The 19,843-nt window shown below is 68.6% G+C and carries 14 protein-coding genes; 8 read left to right on the top strand and 6 right to left on the bottom strand.

The genetic code is table 11. The features are described 5' to 3' along the window. The first annotated feature begins 150 nt into the window (after nt 1–150). The 3 genes from F1721_RS05420 (at nt 151) to F1721_RS05430 (ending at nt 2,668) form a co-directional block, all read left to right on the top strand. Complete coding sequence (locus F1721_RS05420; RefSeq protein ID WP_246154279.1) at nt 151–1,302, top strand: alpha-D-ribose 1-methylphosphonate 5-triphosphate diphosphatase; 1,152 nt, start codon at nt 151–153, stop codon at nt 1,300–1,302. After that, nucleotides 1,299–2,132, top strand: a complete 834-nt coding sequence (locus F1721_RS05425) for an inositol monophosphatase family protein (RefSeq protein ID WP_246154281.1) — start codon at nt 1,299–1,301, stop codon at nt 2,130–2,132. Before F1721_RS05420 ends, F1721_RS05425 begins: the two co-directional genes overlap by 4 nt. 203 nt (nt 2,133–2,335) lie before the next feature. Continuing rightward, nucleotides 2,336–2,668 (top strand): hypothetical protein, encoded by a 333-nt coding sequence (locus tag F1721_RS05430; protein ID WP_211840336.1) that lies wholly within the window; start codon nt 2,336–2,338, stop codon nt 2,666–2,668. 461 nt (nt 2,669–3,129) lie between these two features. Here F1721_RS05430 and F1721_RS05435 read toward each other — a convergent pair whose 3' ends face one another. The 4 genes from F1721_RS05435 to F1721_RS05450 form a co-directional block, all read right to left on the bottom strand. Then, nucleotides 3,130–3,951, bottom strand: a complete 822-nt coding sequence (locus F1721_RS05435) for an FAD binding domain-containing protein (protein ID WP_150065401.1) — start codon at nt 3,949–3,951, stop codon at nt 3,130–3,132. Further along, on the bottom strand, nt 3,948–4,421 hold the full coding sequence (locus tag F1721_RS05440) for a (2Fe-2S)-binding protein (RefSeq protein WP_150065402.1): 474 nt from the start codon (nt 4,419–4,421) through the stop codon (nt 3,948–3,950). The genes F1721_RS05435 and F1721_RS05440 overlap by 4 nt, the downstream gene beginning before the upstream one ends. A 60-nt stretch (nt 4,422–4,481) precedes the next feature. Beyond that, nucleotides 4,482–6,743 carry a xanthine dehydrogenase family protein molybdopterin-binding subunit gene (locus F1721_RS05445; RefSeq protein ID WP_150065403.1) on the bottom strand — a complete coding sequence of 754 codons (2,262 nt, stop codon included), beginning with the start codon at nt 6,741–6,743 and terminating at the stop codon, nt 4,482–4,484. Nucleotides 6,744–6,860: 117 nt separating this feature from the next. Then, entirely contained in the window at nt 6,861–7,862 is a 1,002-nt protein-coding gene (locus tag F1721_RS05450) for an LLM class flavin-dependent oxidoreductase (protein ID WP_150065404.1), read from the bottom strand. Nucleotides 7,863–7,943: 81 nt separating this feature from the next. Between F1721_RS05450 and F1721_RS05455 the strand changes: the two genes are divergently transcribed. The 5 genes from F1721_RS05455 to F1721_RS05475 all read left to right on the top strand — a co-directional run bounded on the left by F1721_RS05455 (nt 7,944) and on the right by F1721_RS05475 (nt 12,773). Then, nucleotides 7,944–8,582, top strand: a complete 639-nt coding sequence (locus F1721_RS05455; RefSeq protein ID WP_150065405.1) for a TetR/AcrR family transcriptional regulator — start codon at nt 7,944–7,946, stop codon at nt 8,580–8,582. Nucleotides 8,583–8,736: 154 nt separating this feature from the next. Further along, nucleotides 8,737–9,021, top strand: coding sequence for a hypothetical protein (locus F1721_RS05460; protein ID WP_150065406.1), 285 nt, complete (start codon nt 8,737–8,739; stop codon nt 9,019–9,021). Nucleotides 9,022–9,139: 118 nt separating this feature from the next. Further along, nucleotides 9,140–9,940 carry a hypothetical protein gene (locus F1721_RS05465; protein ID WP_150065407.1) on the top strand — a complete coding sequence of 267 codons (801 nt, stop codon included), beginning with the start codon at nt 9,140–9,142 and terminating at the stop codon, nt 9,938–9,940. 191 nt (nt 9,941–10,131) lie between these two features. After that, entirely contained in the window at nt 10,132–12,030 is a 1,899-nt protein-coding gene (locus tag F1721_RS05470) for a fumarate reductase/succinate dehydrogenase flavoprotein subunit (RefSeq protein WP_150065408.1), read from the top strand. Continuing rightward, the gene (locus tag F1721_RS05475; RefSeq protein ID WP_150065409.1) at nt 12,030–12,773 is read left to right on the top strand and encodes a succinate dehydrogenase/fumarate reductase iron-sulfur subunit; all 744 of its coding nucleotides are present in this window, start codon (nt 12,030–12,032) and stop codon (nt 12,771–12,773) included. The genes F1721_RS05470 and F1721_RS05475 overlap by 1 nt, the downstream gene beginning before the upstream one ends. A gap of 11 nt (nt 12,774–12,784) precedes the next feature. On the opposite strand, the gene F1721_RS05480 is transcribed toward F1721_RS05475, so the two are convergent. After that, complete coding sequence (locus tag F1721_RS05480; protein ID WP_150065410.1) at nt 12,785–14,170, bottom strand: hypothetical protein; 1,386 nt, start codon at nt 14,168–14,170, stop codon at nt 12,785–12,787. After that, the gene (locus tag F1721_RS05485) at nt 14,167–19,749 is read right to left on the bottom strand and encodes a hypothetical protein (RefSeq protein ID WP_150065411.1); all 5,583 of its coding nucleotides are present in this window, start codon (nt 19,747–19,749) and stop codon (nt 14,167–14,169) included. Before F1721_RS05485 ends, F1721_RS05480 begins: the two co-directional genes overlap by 4 nt. Between the last annotated feature and the right edge of the window lie 94 nt (nt 19,750–19,843).

Below are 19,843 nucleotides of genomic sequence, written 5' to 3' on the forward strand. Positions count from 1 at the left end.
GGCGTGACCAGCCCCTTGTCAACTCGAGTTCTGCCCAATCGCACCTCAGGGGACCGCGACGTGAACCAGCCACGAGAAACCGCACAACGCGAGATCGATCCGGAACGCAACCACCACTGTGAATCGCGGGGAGGCGGTTCAGGCTGGTCGTTGGCTGGCACTCCGCAGGACTACGTGCTCGGGCACGTGCGCGCGGTGCTGCCGGATCGGGTCACCGACGACAGCCGGATCGTGGTGCGCGGCGGGCGGATCGAGGCCGTCGAGGACCACCTGGCCGGTGCGTCGTGCGATGTCGACGGTGGTGGGTTGCTCTGCATCCCCGGGCTGATCGACGTGCACAGCGATGCGCTGGAGCGGGAGCGTGCGCCGCGCCCCTCCGCCGTGCTGCCGTGGGACTTCGCGCTGCTGTCGCTGGAGGGCAAGCTGAGCGCGGCCGCGGTCACGACCGTGTTCCACGGGGCGGCGTTCCAGCACAAGACCGCGCGCGGGACGGAGCGGACCGTCGGCGGCGCGGCCGAGCTGTGCGAGGCGGTGCGAGCCAGGGGAGCCGGGCCGGTGGACCACCGCGTGCTGCACCGGCTCGACGTGCGGTCGGAGGAGGGCGCGAAGGCGCTGGCCGCGGAGTTGGCCTCGGCCGAGGCCGGTGCGCTGGTCTCGCACGAGGACCACACGCCCGGTATCGGGCAGTACGTCGACCGGCGGCAGATGGAGCGGTACCTGGTCGGCGCCGACGGGTTGACGCCGGAGGAGGCCGAGCAGCACGTCACGGACATGATCGCCGAGCGCGGCGAGCTGCTGGACGTGCGCGAGGAGAACCTGGCCTGGCTGGGAGAGCTCGCCCGATCCGGTCGGATCCGGCTGCTCGGTCACGACCCGGAGTCGGCCGAGGAGATCGGCGCCCTGTGCACCCGGGGCGGGTCGGTGGCGGAGTTCCCGACCACCACGGCGGCGGCGCTCGCGGCCCGCGAGCACGGCCTGCCGGTGGTGGCGGGCGCCCCGAACGTCCTACGTGGACACTCGCACGCCGGGAACGTCTCGGCCCGCGAGCTCGCGGCCCGCGGCCTGGTCACCGCGCTCGCCTCGGACTACCTCCCGTCGGGCCTGCTGGCCGCGGTGTTCCGGCTGGTCGACGACCTCGGCCTGCCAGCGGCGATCGGCCTGGTGACCTCGGGCCCGGCGGAGGTCGCGGGCCTCACCGACCGGGGCCGCCTGGAACCGGGCCTGCGCGCCGACCTGGCCCTCGTCGACCCGGGCGGCCGGTGGCCGCTGGTCCGCGCTGTCCTGCCGGGAGGTGCGGCGTGATCGGGTGGTCGGTGCCGGACCCGGAGATCCCCACCGCTGCGCACGCGGTGCTGGCCGCTGCGGCCAAGGCGGCGTCGGCGGCGTTCCGGGACGCGCGGGCGCGGTTCGACCGGGCGCAGCTCGCCGAGACGTCGTCGACCGGTGCGGACGGCACCGCCTCGATGCGGCTGGACCTGCTGGTGGAGGCCGCGATCGCGGAAGTCGCCGAGGCGCACCGGATCAACCTGCTCAGCGAGGAGATCGGGTTCGTCGACAACGGTTCCGCGGTGACCCTGGTGGCCGACCCGGTGGACGGCACGGCCAACGCGGCCGCGGGCGTGCCGCTCTCGGCCTTCGCCGGGGCGATCGCGATCGACGGGGAACCGGTGGAGGCGCTGACCTGCTGGCTGGACACCGGCCGGTGCTGGCACGCGGCGAAGGGGCAGCCGACGGAGTTCCGCACCAGCGGCCGCAAGGAGCTCGACGGCGCGGCGGTCAGCCTGCTGCGCCCGCACGAGCGCAGCGCGGACGCGTGGTGGCGGGTCGCGAAGCGCGCGGCGCGAGTGCGGATCCTGTCCACGTCGTGCCTGGAAGCGATGCTGGTCGCGGAGGGCTCGACGGACGCCTTCGCCGACGCGGACTCCGACACCCACCGCATCGTCGACCTGGCAGCGGCCCTGGTCGTCCTGCCCGGCGCGGGCGGCGCGGTCCTCGACGTCCACGGCCGCCCCCTGGACATCACCCCGGACCTCCACCGCCGCTGGTCCGGAGTGGTGGCGGCAACCCCTGAACTGGCCGAAGAACTCGCCGACACGATCCGGGGCCAGGTCTCCGCAGGTCAAGCCCCGTGAGTGTTTTCCGGTGCTATAGCCCCACAAAACGCTCACGAGTGGAAATGGCGCCCGCGAGATCCCACCGAGTCCTCGTAGCTGATCAGGGGAGCCCCCGGGAAAACCCTGATGCCCCGCGGCACCCGGATCGCGAAGACTGAGCGGCGTCGGCGGCCGGGAGCGGCGGCCGACGCGATCCGAACTCATCACGAGAAGGAGAGTGCGTGGCTTTCACGCAGGAGAGCAGTGCCTCGATGCCCGAGGGCGCCCGGGCCACGGTGCAGGTGACGCCCAACCCGACGACCGAACGGGGTCAGGAGGTGACCATCACCGGGCACTGCGGCGGCGGTACCGGCTTGCGGGCCGTCGTCAGCGGTGTCGACGGGCGGCCGGTCCTGGAGGACGTCGAGATCGTCGAGTCCGGCCCGGATCGGTTCGAGGCCAGGGCGAAGCTCCGCGAGACGGTCGGCAACGGGGTGGGACCCGTGCTGGTCGACTGCGGTGGCGAGGCGGGCGTGACCCTGCTCGTCACCCACGTGACGAGCAACCCCGCCTGACACCAGCACGAACGTGAGCACGACGGCGGCGAAGGCGAGGGCGGACTTCGCCGCCGCCCCGGTTCCCCGGGAGTCTGCGAGCACCGAGCCGCGGTGGATGCGATTTCAATGAGCCTTTTTCATCCTGCCCGTGGACCGCAGCCGCGAAGGGCGACCGGCACCGGTCGGCAGGTGTCGCATGCGCCGCAGGCGCATAACCCACGCTGTCAGCTTGCACCGCCGCGGGTTCTCAGCGTTCGCCTGGCGAGGACGGCCCTGACGCCGTGTATTGGCATACATAAGTCAGGGCACCCGGAGTCCAGGCGGGCGCTGAGGTTCCGCCACTTGCACCGCCACGCAGAACGAGGTTGGAAAAACCTCAATGGAAGTCGAGGGCCTGATTTCCATTGAAATTGCGGGAAAAGGTGCTCGGGGGATGAAACGAGGGCACCCGCGACCAGGTCGCGGGTGCCCTCAGCTCGTCATGCCCTGCGGGCTGCTGCGGCCTCCAAAGCCCTGCGGACCAGGACCTTCGCCAGGTGCTTGCGGTAGTCCGCGCTCGCACTGGCCTGGTCCGGCGGCGAGGTGTCCTCCGCCGCCCGCTCCGCGGCTTCGGCCGGGCTCGCGCCGCTCGCCAGGGCCTCTTCGACGCCGCGCGCCCGCATCGGGGCCGGGCCCATGTTCACCAGCGCGACGCGGTCGCCAGCGACGGCCACGCCGACCACCGCCCAGTCGATCGCGCGCTTGGTGAACTTCTGGAAGTCCCAGCCCTGCTGCGGGTTCTTCGCCACCCGGATCTCCACCAGCAGCTCGTCCTCGCCGAGCGCCGTCTCGAAGAAGTCCGTGAAGAACTCCGTCGCCGGGATCTCTCGGGTGCCGGACGGGCCCTGCGCGACCAGCACCGCGTCCAGCGCCAGCGCCACCGCGGGCAGGTCCGAGGCCGGGTCGCCGTGCACCAGCGAACCGCCGATGGTGCCGCGGTGGCGGACCTGCGGGTCGCCGATGGTGCCCGCCGCGTGCGCCAGCAGCGGGACCTCCCGCTTCAGCAGCTTCGAGTGCTCCAGGTCGTGGTGCCGGGTCAGCGCCCCGATGCGGATCTCGTCGCCGTCCTCGCGGACGTAGGACAGCTCGCGCAGGCCGCCGAGGTCGATCAGCACCTCCGGCACCGACAGCCGCAGCTTCATCAGCGGCAGCAGCGAGTGCCCTCCGGCCAGCAGCTTCGCGTCGTCGCCGTGCTCGGCGAGCAGGCTCAGCGCCTCCTCGACGGAACCGGCCTTCTTGTAGGTGAACGCGGCAGGGATCATTCCGCGGCCCCCTGCTTCTCCTTCGCCGCGGTCAGCACGGCTTCGACGATGTTGTGGTAGCCGGTGCAGCGGCAGAGGTTGCCCTCCAGCCCGGCGCGCACGTCGGCTTCGGTCGGGTTCGGGTTCTCCTCGACCAGCGACACCGAGGCCATCACCATGCCCGGGGTGCAGAACCCGCACTGCAGGCCGTGCTTCTGCTGGAAGGCGCGCTGCATCGGGTGCAGCTCCTCGCCGTCGGCGAGTCCCTCGATGGTGGTCACCTGGTGGCCGTCCGCCTGCGCGGCCAGCACCGTGCACGACTTCACCGACTCGCCGTCGAGCAGCACCGTGCACGCCCCGCAGGACGTGGTGTCGCACCCGATGTTGGTGCCGGTCAGCCCGCAGTCGTCCCGCAGGTAGTGCACGAGCAGGGTGCGGTCCTCGACCTCGTGGCTGCGCTGCTCGCCGTTGACGTTGATCGAAACTTGCACGAACGAACTCCTAAGCAAGTGGCGGATGAGCGGCCGTCGGGAACAACCGTCTTTCCATTCTCAGCGGTCTTCGTTGATCGCGCGCCACACCTTCTCGGGTGTGGTCGGCATGTCGATGTGCCGGACGCCGAGGTGGGCCACCGCGTCCACCACCGCGTTCTGCACCGCGGGGGTCGCACCGATGGTGCCCGCCTCGCCGATCCCCTTCACGCCCAACGGGTTGAGCGTCGTCGGGGTCTCCATCGTGAGCAGCTCGAAGCTGGGCAGCTCGGCCGCGGTGATGAAGGCGTAGTCGGCGAGGTTGGCGTTCTGCGGGTTGCCGTCGGCGTCGTAGGTGACCTCCTCCAGCAGCGCCTGCGCGGCGCCCTGGGCGATGCCGCCATGGCGCTGGCCCTCGGTGAGGACCGGGTTGATGATCACCCCCGCGTCGTCGACCGTCACGTGCCGCAGGTAGTCCACCTTGCCCGTCTCGGTGTCCACTTCGACCACCGCGAGGTGCGAGCCGAACGGGAAGGTAGGCCGGTCCTCGGTGAACCGCACGTCGGCGGCCAGCCCGCCCTCGGCCTTCGCGGCCAGCTCCGCCCAGGACAGCGAGACGTTCGGCGTGCCGCGGACCTGCCAGCGGCCCTCGGCCAGCTCCAGGTCGGCCTCGTCGATCTCGATCAGCTCGGCGGCCAGCTTGCGGGCCTTGTCCTTGACGTCCACCGCGGCCCGATGCACCGCCGACCCGCCCAGCTGCAGCGACCGCGAGCCCATCGTGCCCACGCCCTCCGGGATCAGGTCGGTGTCGCCGTGCACCACCTCGATCTTGTCCAGGTCGATGCCCAGCTGGTCGGACACCAGCATCGCGTAGGAGGTCCAGTGGCCCTGCCCGTGCGGGGAGCTGCCGGTGAGCACCAGGACGCTGCCGTCCGGGCGGATCTCCACGTGCCCGGTCTCGCCCTCGGTGTTGTTCGGCGCGGTGATCTCCACGTAGCTGGCCAGCCCGATGCCGAGCTGGCGGGGGCTGCCCTCGGCGCGGCGCTTGGCCTGCTCCTCGCGCAGCGCCTGGTAGTCGGCGGCTTCCAGCACCGCGTCCAGGCCCTTGACGTACTCGCCGGTGTCGTAGGTCATCCCGCCCGGCGTGTCGTACGGGAACTGCTCGGGACGCACCAGGTTGCGCCGCCGGACCTCGGCCGGGTCGACGCCGATCTCGGCGGCGAACAGGTCCATCGCCCGCTCGATCGCCGCGGTCGCCTCCGGCCGCCCCGCGCCGCGGTAGGCGCCGATCGGGGTGGTGTTGGTGACCACCGCGCGGGCCCGCGAGCGCACCTGCGGGATGTCGTAGACGCCGCTGACCATGAACCGGGTGAACAGCGGCAGGAACGCGCCCATCCGCGGGTAGGCGCCGACGTCCTGCACGATGTCGAGCTGGTAGGCCAGCACCGTCCCGTCGCGGCGACCGCCGATGGTCACCACCTGCCGCTGCGCGCGGCCGTGGGTCATCGCGACCAGGTTCTCGCTGCGGCTCTCCACCCACTTGACCGGGCGGCCGACGCGCTTGGCCAGGAACGCCAGCAGCGCGGCCTCCTGCTCGACGCCGATCTTGGCGCCGAACCCGCCGCCCACGTCGGGGGTGATCACCCGGACCTGCTCCTGCGGCAGCCCGAGGTTGGCCATCAGCGCGTCGCGGCAGCTCTGCGCGTTCTGGTTGGACAGCCACAGGGTGACCTTGTCGCCGCTCCAGGCGCAGGCCGCGGTGCGCACCTCCAGCGGCGCGGCGGCCACCCGCTGGTTCTCGATCTGCTTGCGGACCACGACTTCGCAGCCGTCGAACAGCGAGTCGTCCAGCTCCCCGCTGGTGCCGGTGACGTTGGTGCCGGCGTCGGGGAACAGCAGGACCTCGTCGCGCAGCGCGTCGTCGACGTCCACCACGGCGTCCAGCGGGTCGTAGTCGATGGACACCGCCTCGGCGGCGTCCTCGCCCTGGGCGCGGGTCTCGGTGACCACCGCGACCACCGGTTCGCCGACGTAGCGCACCACGTCGCGGGCGAGGTGCGGGCGCTCCATCGCCGCCGGTGGCGGACCGCTGATGCCGCCGTCCGGCGGGAAGGCCGGGAGGTCGACGTCGGTGCCGGTGAACACGCCGAGCACGCCCGGCAGCGCGCGGGCCTCCTCGGTGTCGATCTCGGTGATCCTGGCGTGCGCCAGCGGGCTGCGCACGAAGGTCACGTGCAGCGCCCCGTTCAGCTCGGGCTCGCGCAGGTCGTCGACGTAGGTCCCGCCGGCGGTGAGAAGGCGCGGGTCTTCACGGCGTTCGACCCGGGTGCCGAGAATGCTCAATGCTGCCTCGCAGTCGCAGACGATCGAATTCGGGAACCGACTCGTGAGTCTGTAGGTGCGAATGCCGATCCACAAGACTCGCCACGACTTTTACCGCCCGATTTGGACGGTTGTCCGCTAGCGCCGGGTGAAGACCCGCGACGCCTCGCGGATGGTGCGCAGCGCGGCTGCGTGCGAACCCGCGCCCTCGGGCATCAGCAGCACCCGGCCGACGCCCAGCGTCGCCACCCGGTCGGCCAGCCGCCTGCGGCACTCGGCGACATCGCCCGCGATGTGGCAGCCGGTCAGCCGCGCGGCTCCGGCCAGCGCCTGCTCGGCCGTCGGCACCGGGCGCTCGACCAGCGGTTTGCCGAACTGCGCGATCTGCCGCTCGGTCTCCGCGATCCCGGCGGTCAGCAGCTGCTCCGCGGTCGGGGTGTCGTCGGCGATGGCGAAGTAAGACGAGTCGATGTTGTCCTGCGGCTCCACCCGGTGCCCGTGCTCGGCCACCGCGGCGGCGTGCGCGTCGAGCACCGCGCGCTTGGTGGGCACGTCGATGAACGGGCTGAGCAGCACGGGCAGCCCGTGGCGTCCGGCCAACCGCGCTGACTCGGGTGACGACGACGCCAGCACGAACGGCGTCCGGCGGGCCGGTGGTTCCGGCGTGATCGCGACCTCGTCGAACTCGTACCGCTCGCCGCCGCCCTTCGCCCGCCCCTGCCGCAGGGCCTGGTCGAGCAGCGCCACGGGCTCGGCGATGTCCCGGAACCCGGCCATCCCGGCGCCGAAGATCTCCTGGTCCACCAGCGGCTGGCCGCGCCCGACGCCCAGCGTGAAGCGGTCGCCGGAGAGGTGCTGGAGCACGGACGTCTGCTCGGCGAGCGCCAGCGGGTGGTGGTTGGGCAGCACGCACACGGCGGTGCCGACGTGCAGGTTCGTGCGGCCGAGCAGGAATCCCGCCATCGCCAGGGCGGCGGAGTTCAGCGCTCGGGGGTTGAAGTGGTGCTCGGTCGTCCACAGCTCGTCCCAGCCGTGCCGCTCGGCCTCGCGCGCGTAGTCCAGCGCGCGGTCGAAGGTCTCGCGGGTGCCAGCGGTGCCGAACGAGTCGGTGAACAGGACGAGCCCGTACCGGGTGGACATGGCCGCCTCCTTTTTCGTCTGCTGTACGAAAAATTAGCAGCGGATGCCGGAGCCGTCGAGCAGCTGGGTTAGGTTGGGCGCGTGACCACGCCAGACCCCCCGCGCCGCCGCGGCCGCCCGCCGAAGCTGACCCGCGAAGCGGTGCTCGCGGCAGCGCTGGAGGTCCTCGACGAGTCCGGCCACGAGGGGCTCTCCATGCGCGCGGTGGCCGACCGGCTCGGCGTCGGGAAGATGAGCCTCTACCACCACGTGGCCGACCGGGCGGAGCTGGAACGGCTGGTCATCGAGCGGCTGCTGGCCGAGCTGCCGGTCCCGGACGCCGAGCTGCCCTGGCAGGAGCGGATCAGCGCGCTGGCGCGCAGCGTCCGGTCGCTGGTCGTCCGCCACCCCAACGCGACCCCGCTGGTCGCGCTCCGCGAGTACAGCGACCCGGCGTCGCTGCGCCTGCCGGAGGCGGTGATGCTCGCGCTGCACGACGCGGGGCTGCGCGGCGCTGCGCTGGTGGGCGGATCGCGCCTGGTCTTCAGCTACGCGATCGGCTTCGCCCAGATCGACCTGATCGCGCGGGACGACGCCACCTCGCCGATGGCGTCCCTGCCGGAGGAGGACTTCCCGCACGTCGTGGCGGGCGCGCGGGCCACCCGCGGGCTCAGCTTCGACGACCAGTTCGAGCTCGGCCTCCGGCCGCTCCTGGCGGGCTTGGCCGAGATGGGGTCGTGAGTGCGAAAGCCGCCTCCAGCCGGTTTTCGCGCTCACGACCATCCGCGCGGGGGAACCTCGCGGAGATCATGAGTGTGGCACTTGTCACATTTACCTGTTCGGGGCAGAGTCGGTGCCGTACCTAGCCACCACTAGGCGGAAGAGGTGTTCGCCGATGGCCACGACCACCGAACTGGCCGAGCTCCAGCGTCTCCTGGCGCAGCTGCGCAGCAGCGTCGGAACCCTGCGCGCCCGCTACGGCGACGCCCCGGCCGTGCGCCGCCTGCACAACGACGTGGAACGCCTGGACATCGACGTCGCCGACCTCTCCAGCGCCCTGCCCGCCCAGCGGCGCAGCGCCGAGTCCGAGGAGGTCGTGGTGGTCCCCGACACCCCCTACGACCCCTCGCTGTGGCGCGACGCCGACGACGAGGGCCTGGGCGGTCGGGCCGATCAGTGACCGGCAGCCGCTCGCCCGGTTGCACCGGTTCGGGGACTTCCTGGCCTCGCGCCGCTGATCCACAATGAGCGATCTCAGGTGAGCACCGCCGGACAAACCACGACAACGAGGTCTGCGAATGTCCGCTCCCCCCACCGCCACCGGTCGAGCCCGGATCTCCGCGCGCACCCTGCGCACCGACCGCTGGTGGCTGCCCCCGCTGGTCACCTTCCTCGCGCTGCTGGCCTTCGTGGTCTACGGCGTGATCCGCACCTTCATGAACCAGTGGTACTGGGTCCCCGACTACCACTACCTGGCGCCGTTCTACTCGCCGTGCCTGTCGGTCGCGTGCGTGCCGGGCGCCAGCCACTGGGGCCAGCCCGCCCCGGACCTGGGGCCGCTCGTGCCGCCGCCGATCTTCGTGCTGCCGTTCGTGCTCGGCTTCCGGCTGACCTGCTACTACTACCGGAAGGCCTACTACCGGTCGTTCTGGGCGTCGCCCCCGGCCTGCGCCGTCGGCGAGCCGCACCGCCGCTACACCGGTGAGACCCGATTCCCGCTGATCATGCAGAACGTGCACCGCTACTTCTTCTACGCGGCGCTGGTCGTGGCGGCGGTGCTCACCTACGACACGGTGATCGCGTTCCGCGGCGCCGACGGCGGCTTCGGCATCGGGCTGGGCAGCCTGCTGATGGTGGTCAACGTGCTGCTGCTGTGGGCCTACACGCTGTCCTGCCACTCCTGCCGCCACCTGGTCGGCGGCCGGATCAACCACTTCTCGAAGCACCCGGTGCGCTACTGGTTCTGGACCAAGGTCACCTGGCTCAACGGCAAGCACATGCTGCTGGCCTGGTCGTCGCTGATCTCCGTGGCCCTGGTCGACCTCTACGTCATGCTGGTCGCCAGCGGCGCGCTCTCAGACCCCAGGCTGTTCAACTAGGAGCTATTTCGAAGGTGGTTTGCGTAGCGGTGCGAGTAGCGGAACCTCAGCGGCCTTCTCACTCCGGGATCCCCGGCCCAATACACGGCGCTGGGGCTGTCCTCGCGAGAAGACCGCTGAGAACCCGCGGCGGTGCAAGCTGAGTCCCTCACTGCAAGCGGCTGCCGCCGCTTACGACGAACGGTAGGACGATGGTGGAGATCGAACGGCACGAGTACGACGTGGTCGTGATCGGCGCCGGTGGCGCAGGTCTGCGCGCGGCGATCGAGACCCGGTCGCAGGGCCTGCGCACCGCCGTGGTGTGCAAGTCGTTGTTCGGCAAGGCGCACACGGTGATGGCCGAGGGCGGCATCGCCGCCTCGATGGGCAACGTCAACTCCCGCGACAACTGGCAGGTGCACTTCCGCGACACCATGCGCGGCGGGAAGTTCCTGAACAACTGGCGGATGGCCGAGCTGCACGCGAAGGAAGCGCCGCAGCGGGTGTGGGAGCTGGAGACCTACGGCGCGCTGTTCGACCGCACCCCGGACGGGCGGATCAGCCAGCGCAACTTCGGCGGCCACGAGTACCCGCGGCTGGCGCACGTCGGCGACCGCACCGGGCTGGAGCTGATCCGCACCCTGCAGCAGAAGATCGTCTCGCTGCAGCAGGAGGACCACGCCGACACCGGCGACTACGAGGCCCGGCTCAAGGTCTTCCAGGAGTGCACGGTCACCGAGCTGCTCAAGGACGACGGGCGGATCGCCGGCGCGTTCGGCTACTGGCGGGAGTCCGGCCGGTTCGTGCTGTTCGAGGCCCCGGCGGTGATCGTGGCGACCGGCGGCATCGGCAAGTCGTTCAAGGTCACCTCCAACTCCTGGGAGTACACCGGCGACGGGCACGCGCTGGCGATGCGCGCCGGGGCGTCGCTGATCAACATGGAGTTCGTCCAGTTCCACCCGACCGGCATGGTGTGGCCGCCGAGCGTGAAGGGCATCCTGGTCACCGAATCGGTGCGCGGCGACGGCGGGGTGCTGCGCAACTCCGAGGGTCGGCGGTTCATGTTCGACTACATCCCCGAGGTGTTCAAGGACAACTACGCCGACAACGAGGCCGAGGCGGACCGCTGGTACGACGACCCGGACAACAACCGCCGCCCGCCCGAGCTGCTGCCCCGCGACGAGGTGGCCCGAGCGATCAACAACGAGGTCAAGGAGGGCCGCGGGTCCGAGCACGGCGGCGTGTTCCTGGACGTGGCGACCCGGCTGCCCGCGGAGAAGATCACCCAGCGGCTGCCGTCGATGTACCACCAGTTCAAGGAACTGGCCGATGTGGACATCACCGCGGAGTCGATGGAGGTCGGCCCGACCTGCCACTACGTGATGGGCGGCGTGGAGGTGGACCCGGACACCGCGGCCTCGCGGGTGCCGGGCCTGTTCGCGGCGGGCGAGGTGGCCGGGGGCATGCACGGATCCAACCGCCTGGGCGGCAACTCGCTGTCCGACCTGCTGGTCTTCGGCCGCCGCGCGGGCAGCGGCGCGGCCGGGTACGTGTCCGGGCTGGCCATCCGCCCGAGCATCGCGGAGTCCGATGTGGACGAAGCGGCCCGGCGCGCGCAGGACCCGTTCACCGCGTCGGCCGAACCGGTGGGGGAGAACCCGTACTCGCTGCACGCCGAGCTCCAGCAGGTGATGAACGACCTGGTCGGGATCATCCGCCGCGGCGCGGAGATGCGGCAGGCGCTGGAGCGGCTCCGCGACCTCAAGGCCCGCGCGCAGCACCTGGCGGTGGAGGGCAACCGCCAGTTCAACCCGGGCTGGCACCTCGCCCTGGACCTGCGGAACATGCTGCTGGTCAGCGAGTGCGTGGCCCGCGCGGCGCTGCTGCGCACCGAGAGCCGCGGCGGCCACACCCGCGACGACCACCCGGCGATGGACGCGAAGTGGCGCCGCAAGCTGCTGGTGTGCGAGCTGGTGGCCGACCACGTCGAGGTGACCGAGCAGCCGCAGCCGCCGATGCGCGGCGACCTGCTGGAGCTGTTCAAGCTGGAAGAGCTGCGCAAGTACTACACCGAGGAAGAGCTCGCGGACGTCCGGGTTGGGGAGATCTGATGGGGTACCAGGCGCACTTCCGGGTCTGGCGCGGCACCGGCGACGGCGGGCTGCGCGACTACACGGTGGAGGTCAACGAGGGCGAGGTGGTGCTCGACATCATCCACCGGCTGCAGGCCACCCAGTGCCCGGACCTGGCGGTGCGGTGGAACTGCAAGGCGGGCAAGTGCGGCTCGTGCTCGGCGGAGATCAACGGCCGTCCCCGCCTGATGTGCATGACCCGGATGTCCACCTTCGACCGCGCGGAAACCATCACGGTCACCCCGATGCGCACGTTCCCGCTGGTCAAGGACCTGGTCACGGACGTGTCCTACAACTACACCAAGGCCCGCGAGGTCCCGTCGTTCAAACCGCCCGCGGACCTGGAGCCGGGCGAGTACCGGATGCAGCAGGTGGACGTCCAGCGCTCGCAGGAGTTCCGCAAGTGCATCGAGTGCTTCCTCTGCCAGAACACCTGCCACGTGATCCGCGACCACGACGACAACAAGGAGTCCTTCTCCGGCCCCCGCTTCCTGATGCGCGTGGCGGAGCTGGAGATGCACCCCCTCGACGAGGCGGAGAACCGCCCGGAGGAGGCCAGGGGAGACCACGGCCTGGGCTTCTGCAACATCACGAAGTGCTGCACGGACGTCTGCCCGGAGAACATCCGCATCACGGACAACGCCCTGATCCCCCTGAAGGAGCGGGTGGCGGACCGCCGCTACGACCCGATCCTCCGCCTCTTCCGCCGCAAGAAGGACTGAGCTGGCGGAACTCAGGGGCGGCCTCCTGGCAGTGCATGTGCCAGGCGCTCGATCTCGTCATCAGTGATGGGCTGGAGGTGAGCCAGCGAGTTGCGCACGTCCAACAAGCTGAACAGCAGCTCGTTCTCAGTCCTCGGAAGCCGTACCCGCTTGCTCGACACAGCCCAAGCCATCGAGCCAAGTTCCAGCACCGATCTGCGAGGCTGCGGTGCGACCTTGCGTAATCGATCCTGCTGGGTCATATCGGCCAGCACGGCCCGTGACGCCCGGTCGCGGAAGACCTGCTCGAGCCGTCCGCGGTACTCGTCCACGATGGGCATGAGGGCCCTGTTCTGGCCACGCCAGATCATTGCATTCAAGCCGATTCCGTTCCGCCCCGGACGATGCGCAGCCGGACTGACCCGGAGCTGGTGCTCCCACAGATCGGCCAACCCCAGACGCCACGCACGGCGAAGCTCGTACGGTGGCCGGTGACCGCTGTGGCGTGGCAGTTCGCCTTCGTGGCGGAGATCGTCGACTCCGAAATCGCGTGCTGAAACCTCGATGGAGTCGCCGAGGGAGGAGACCATGCCGTCCCACGAGGTCGCCAGGTGCTCGGCCAGCTGCAGGTCCGGGCCGGCGACCTCGGTGATCACATCGATGGCCACCACTTCGCGCAGTGCACTCACCCGGGTTGCGGAAGTCCTGTTGGCGAACTTCGTGCGGGCGGTTGCGACGACGACCGCTGTGTCCAGCCTGCCCACAACCCCCCACCACCACCGAACGCGAGTGGTCATCTGGTCGAGGCGGTCCAATGCGGCCGGAGGAAGGTCACGTTCACGGCTGGCGAGCAGCAGTCGCGGACGGTGTGCCGGTTGCAGACCTTCTTCCTTCACCAGCGAGGTCAGGCGGGTCAGCACTTTCGCCAGCGAGTCCCTGTCCCGTTCGCGCCAGCCGCACACCACGAGGACTTTGCCTCGCAGCTGTGGTTCGCTGACGACAGCGTGGACCTCATCGGAGTGTTCGTCCGTCTCCAGATCGAGAAGCTGAGCGATCCGTTCCGCCACCGATGTCGTTCGTGCATCAGCGGCGACGACGGGAGAGGCCGGAGCGTCGAAATCAGCGAGATCGCTGAACGCGTCTCGTGCCCACGGGGGCAGGTCATTCGTTGGGTGCCTGGCTCGGATCGGTGCGATAGCCGCTGTCTCCCCACCGCAAGGTGGTCCCTCCGGCTCAGGAACGTGCAGGCTGTCGTGGTTGTTGGCGAGTTCATCCAACAACTCATCGGCCAAACCGTTGTCGACGAACTCGTCCGGCATCAGCCAGACGCAGCTCATGCCCTCGTCCAGGTCAGCGCTGATGGAATCCAGGTGTTCGCGGGGGCCGGGAAGGGTCAACAGGCTCCAGGGCTTGATCATGACGCACCGCGGAGGGACTGGAGGCAGCGGTGTACCACCAGGTCCAGGGCCACGCCGGTCTCGTACTCGTCGAGCACGTTGAGCATGGAGAGGTGCTGCAGCAGTGCCCGGCTGGATTCCCGGTCGGTCTCGAGGGCCGCTTCCACGTCTTCCGGGGGGACGACGTCGCCGGGCTCGAAGTACTCCACCCAGTTCTCGATCTGGTGGATGAGGCTCTCGTCAAGAGCGCAGGCAGTGAGGTGGGCCCGGCACGTCTGGGGTTCACTGAGCTTCTGCTCCGCCCGGTGCACTGCGCTGGTCAAGGTCGAACCGCCGTTGATGACCCAGGAAATCGTCCGCTCGACCAGATCTGGCCAGCCACCGGTTGCCTTGATCAGCTTTTCGCGTGCTTCGGGAACGTCGAACGGGCATTCCGGCCAGCTGCGCACGCTCCTCGCGGTCCAACGCTCCAGGCGAATCAGTTCGATGCCGACTTTGGCGGCCACCACCGAGGCGACCGCCGGTGCGGCAAGAATGACGGCCGACACGTTCTGCGGCGACGTCTTCTTCGCGAGCCTGTCCTCGACCCAGCCGGTAACCGAGTCGACCTCTGGCAAGGGCATCCTCAGTGCATCAACGATGACGATCGTCGAGGAGCTCCGTCGACGAACAGCTTCGGTCACCACCTTCTTCAGGTCCTTGTCGGAACTCACCGTCGCGGTCCGGGTACCTCGCATCTCAGCGTAGTTCTGGATCGCACTCGGAACACGATCGATTCCCAGCGCGGGACTACCGGTGATCACCGAGATGCCGGAGTTGAACGTGAGGTCGTGGAGCTGGCCGTCGGTCAACGGGCTGTGGAACTCGCGGCCTCCGTCATCGCACGCCAGCAACCGACGTGCTTCCCGCGGGTTGTACTCGTACGGCCGGTCGAAGTCGGTTTCGGCCAACTCCCGTTCAAGGTCTGCTTTGGTGCCCAACATGTTGATGACGTTGGGACTCCGCACTGTGTACCGCTTCTTGTGCGGAAGTCGGCTCAACAGCCCCAGGCCGACCATCTCGTCGAGGTAGATGCTCACTTGTGAGGCCGTGAGCTCGGCAAATCCGGAGTGCCAGCGGTTCCGAGCTTCGTCGAGGAGCTCTTCGGGACCGTAATCGGTGCCGAAGGAGTCATTGAGGCTGAACAACGCGATCACGAGGGTGAGCACTCGGTACCGGTCGTCGAGGTTGATCGTGATTCGAAGCCGTTCGGCGATCCGGCTGCGCACCCAGTCGCTCGCTGCCACAGCTTCGACATCGTCCTCGGTCACCAAGACCGGCACCGATTGGCTGCGTCCACGCCTGCCGTGCAGCATGCGGACGAGCTCTTCGCAGAAGATCTGGATCAGACTCGCCTGGTAGTTCGTGGCGGACAGCAGACGCCAGACCAGCTCCGGTCGTTCGAACCGGTATCCCAGCGCCGCCATCGGCTCCACCACGAGCTTGCGTGCGTCCAGCGGTTCGAGCGGACCGATGAGGATGTCGGGGCCACCGTGAACCAGCGGGACGTTGGAGATGTGGCCGAAGCGCTGAACCTGGTGCAGACCGGCGAAGACGACCTTGAACCGGCGTTCGGTGGACTCCATGAGCTCTTTGAGCCCGAGCACGTTCCTGAAGTGCGAGACCCCACCAGGGGTGGACTCGCCGCGGGAGTCCGCCGTCAGGAATGCGTCCGCTTCGTCCGCCAGCATGAGCACCCGTCTGCTCGGGTTCTCGGACAGCCATGCCTTGACGTTGTTGATAACGGTGTCGGGCGGTGCTTCGTCGGACACCTTCGGCCCGAGAACGCCTCGGTTCTTGAGCTCGATCGTCAGTGCCCGCCAGATTCGTGAGGCCGGCTCTGCTTCGCCGATACCCTTGGCCTTCAGGTCCAGGTAGATGGCGTGCTTGGTGTCGCTGTTGTCGAACGTGGCGTGGACACGCCGCAACAGCGCTGACTTGCCCAGCTGCCGGCCACCGTAAACGAAAAGACCTCCCTCGGGGTCGGTGACCTGGGACATCTCCGTTGCTCGCCCCACGAAGACCTCGGGCGGCACCAATCCCGCCACGAATGGCTTGTACGGTTCGAAGATCGTCCAGGGCAGCGTGATGCGTTGCGTCGCGCGCCACGAATTCGGCGTCTTGGCAGCGACCCACCCGAACGCCGCGGGGTCGATGACGAGGGCTTTCACCTTGCTGTTCACGGCGTGGGCGGCCAATGCCTGTCTGGCGGCCAGATCCATCGCGTGTGGGTACACCACGATGTTGGTGCGCGAGGTGTCCTCTGGGTCGAGGACGCTGAGAACCGAACGGCCTCGGCGTTCGTCCAGCACGACGGTGACCGTGTACTCGTTCGCTGATGAGCCCAGATCGGAGATGTACGAGCCGTCGTTCGGGGTGGCTTTGGCGCGGTAGGTTCGGAAACCCCGCCGAGCGCGAGGGGAGAGAAGGTTGGGGCGTTCGGAGCAGTTCAAACCGAGCGTGTAGAGGATTCTCCGGACGTTGTCTGCGGGGTTGTCCCTACCGCGTCCAGTCGGGTCGGCCAGGAGGTCCCACGCGTCGATGCCGTTACTCGCGTGGTTCGTCAGCGGTGTGTCCGGTTCGGCCAGAGCGGCCCAACGATGCGCGCTCGTGTGCGGTGCGTCCAGCTTGTTCCTGAATCCCTCTTCGAGGAACTGTGTGAACAGACTGACGTCTTCAGTGCCCGGATCGAAGTGCTCGGGGAGCGGCTTGCCCTCCATGGCGAAGGAGAGGAACTCGGTTGCAGTTACGGTGTCGGCCTCATCGAGCAGGCCGCGGATGCGGCGCCGATCTGCGTCGGACATCTGGAGCGTGTCCAGTTGGGTGCCGAGCTCCTCGATGCGGGCTCGCTGTCGGTTCGTCAGCTCACCGATGAGGTCGGCCAGCTGCCGAGAAGCTGCGTGGTAGTCGTCGTCGCTGACCGTGGTGAGAGCTTCGATCCGCCCGCTGACAGCGCTGTCATCGCTCTGGTTCAGCAGATTCTGGGCGCGAACCCGGGCGAAGAGGTCACGGGCTTCGGATACAGCTTTGCGGTGCCTCGCAGCCCAATCGTGCCTCGCGTTGCTTATGGTCTGCTGCAACCGCGCGTTGTCTGCCTCCGCCTCCCAGCAGCCGTGCTCTTGGAGTTCGAGGATGCGACTTGCCTTGCGCAGGTCACCGCGCTCGCAGTAGGCCATCACCGCCGCCGTGATGTCGAACGGCTGGACCAACCGAGCGAGCACCGCCGAGGTGTCGGGGTGGTCTTGATCAGGACGACCGTCGTCGGTCCATGCCAGATCAGTGAGCGGAAGCAGGACGTCCGTGGTCGGCTCCGCGGCGCTGTTCTCACCAGCCGGAGCCATTTGACGGATCGGCGAAGCCAGGACGCTGCTGGGTTCGGCCATCCAATCCCGCAGCAGCTTCACCGCGCTGCCAGCCATGCCCGGCGGAGCCGGTTGGTCCTGAAGAGCTGTGACTGCACGTCCGAGAGCGGCACCGATGGCCTTGTCGGCCGAACCCGAGGAGTTGATCCGGACGCTGACAGCGTGGGCTTCCCGAACGAGGGTGGCCACTTCTTCGACGGCTCGCTGCAGCCCACGTCTCGCTCCGGCAATGATGGGCTCTCGTGTCTGTTTGGGGGTGCGGACCGCAGCATCGGCTTCATCGATCAGCTCGTCGGCCGCGTTTTGTCCAGTGAACTTCTCCACCGCGGAAGCGAGCTGTTCACTGCTACCAGTCCCGTTCGACCAGGCGATCACAGCTTGGAGGCCATTGTCCAGGGGCTGGCCCTCGCGAGCCAAGCGCTGCAGCACTCGGGTGCCACGCTGGTAGAGGTTCTTCCGAAGCGGCAGGTCAGCGGCAAGGCTCTCGGCGCGCCTGCCCAACTCCGCGCGGATCTCGTCGGTATCGGCCGTGGAGCGAACCCCTACCGCCGGTTCGATCCTGTACTGGAGTCGTGTTGCGCGGATAGCGGTCTTGAGCAGGTCTTGCCAGGGGTCGGGCAGGACGCTGAGTGCTGGTTCCAATTGAGGGAGCATCTGAGGCCCCCAGCCCGCAACGAGGCCTGCGCGCAGAAGGCCAGTGGTGGCGAGCACCGCCGCGTCGGCGTCCCTGCTGAGTTCCTGGGCGTCAAGTGTGAGCGTACCCAGCACAGCAGTTGCATCCTCGCTGTTGTAGGCACTGTAGGCGCTGGCAGCGAAGCTCAAGACGGCGCTGCGCCGGTCCGGCTCGGCTGACATCGCGGTAACCCAGTACGCCTCCGCGAGGCGGCCGGATTCCACGAGTGCAACGGCAACCGGCGGCGTCCCTTCTTCCCACGGGGAGTCGAGCGGCGAATCCTCCGCAGAGCCGGTCTTCTCCTCCGCTTCGGCGGCCTCAGCGTTTGCGGCCGGTTCTGGTTCGGGCTGCGGCTGAGGTGCCGCGACAGCATCCGCGGCGGGCACGTGTGAGGTGGCAGCAGCGTGTGGGTTTTCTGGCGCCTCTTCGTGCTCAGCAACCAGCGAATCTTCCTCGTTGGTTGCTGAGGAGTGGTTGCTCCGGACGTTCGGCTCCTCGCTGTCCGCGCCTACCGCAGCGGAGGCGGTGGCATCTTCAGCGATGGATTTCTGCAGGTCTTGCAACCGCTGCTGGTACTGCGCTCGAGCATCTGACAATGCGGGAACAGGATTGTTCGCGATCATGGCGTCGATCTCGGATATGGTCCTCTCGAGATCAGCGATCTGGTCAGCCACCCCTTGTCGCCACTTGCGTTCCCTGTCAGCGAGGTCGGTGCGCCATGTTGCGAGCTGGTTCTCGATGGTTTCGAAGCTTGCGGTGACGCATTTAGGGTCGTACTCCGTCATTTCCGCAACCAGACTCTCATGACGTTGGTCATAGCTGGTCAGCAGTGGGTTCAGTCCCGAGGTGACACGGCGTCCTGCTTCAACCTCGATAGCGGTCGTGCGCAGAAGTTCCGCGAGGGAGGCAGCGAGTTCTTGGAGCCTGGAAAGGCTTTCTGCCATATGGTCGAGCGCTGCAGCATCGAGCCGAGCAGATCCGAAATCCGCTTTTTCGTCGGAAGTTTCAGCTGCCTCATCGGTCTCGTCGATAGAGGTCTGGCCAGCTGGCGGCGGACCGTTGTGCTTCTCGTTCGGCTCGGGAGCCCTCTTCAAGCCCGTTGCCTGCAGAGCTTTCTCCAGCCTCCCGTGATGTTCCCTGGCCAATCTGCTTGCCGGCTGATCCGTCAGAAGCAGGGCGTAGAGCGCGAGCTGTCCGATGGGGCGCCCCAGCATGGTCAGCATCTCCGTGAGCTGTTCGAGGTCTGGTTCCTCGACCTGCTCGGAAGGCCATCCGTGGTGATCGATGAGCAGGTTGGCGATGGCGGGCAACGCGCTTGTGACGACCAGCTCGAGCTTCTGCCCGGACGCCTTCTGCGACCATATGCGGCACGCAGCTTGGTCTCGTGGCGTGGCCGAAGCACGTTTGGGTACTTGAGGTAGCTTCGCAGCGGCACGCAGGCGATCGCACACGGTGAGCACGATGCCCAACTCACTTTCGTTGAGCGAAGCCAGCCACTTTCGTACCTGATGCGTCAGTCCCGTCACGCATCGTGAGTTTGCCAGCGGGTGACTCCCGCTTCGAATCACTTGATCGAGTTCATCTGAAGTTCGCTCGAGTGGAGTAGTAAACCGGTTTGCC

This window comes from Saccharopolyspora hirsuta, from assembly GCF_008630535.1.
Taxonomy (GTDB): Bacteria; Actinomycetota; Actinomycetes; order Mycobacteriales; family Pseudonocardiaceae; genus Saccharopolyspora; species Saccharopolyspora hirsuta.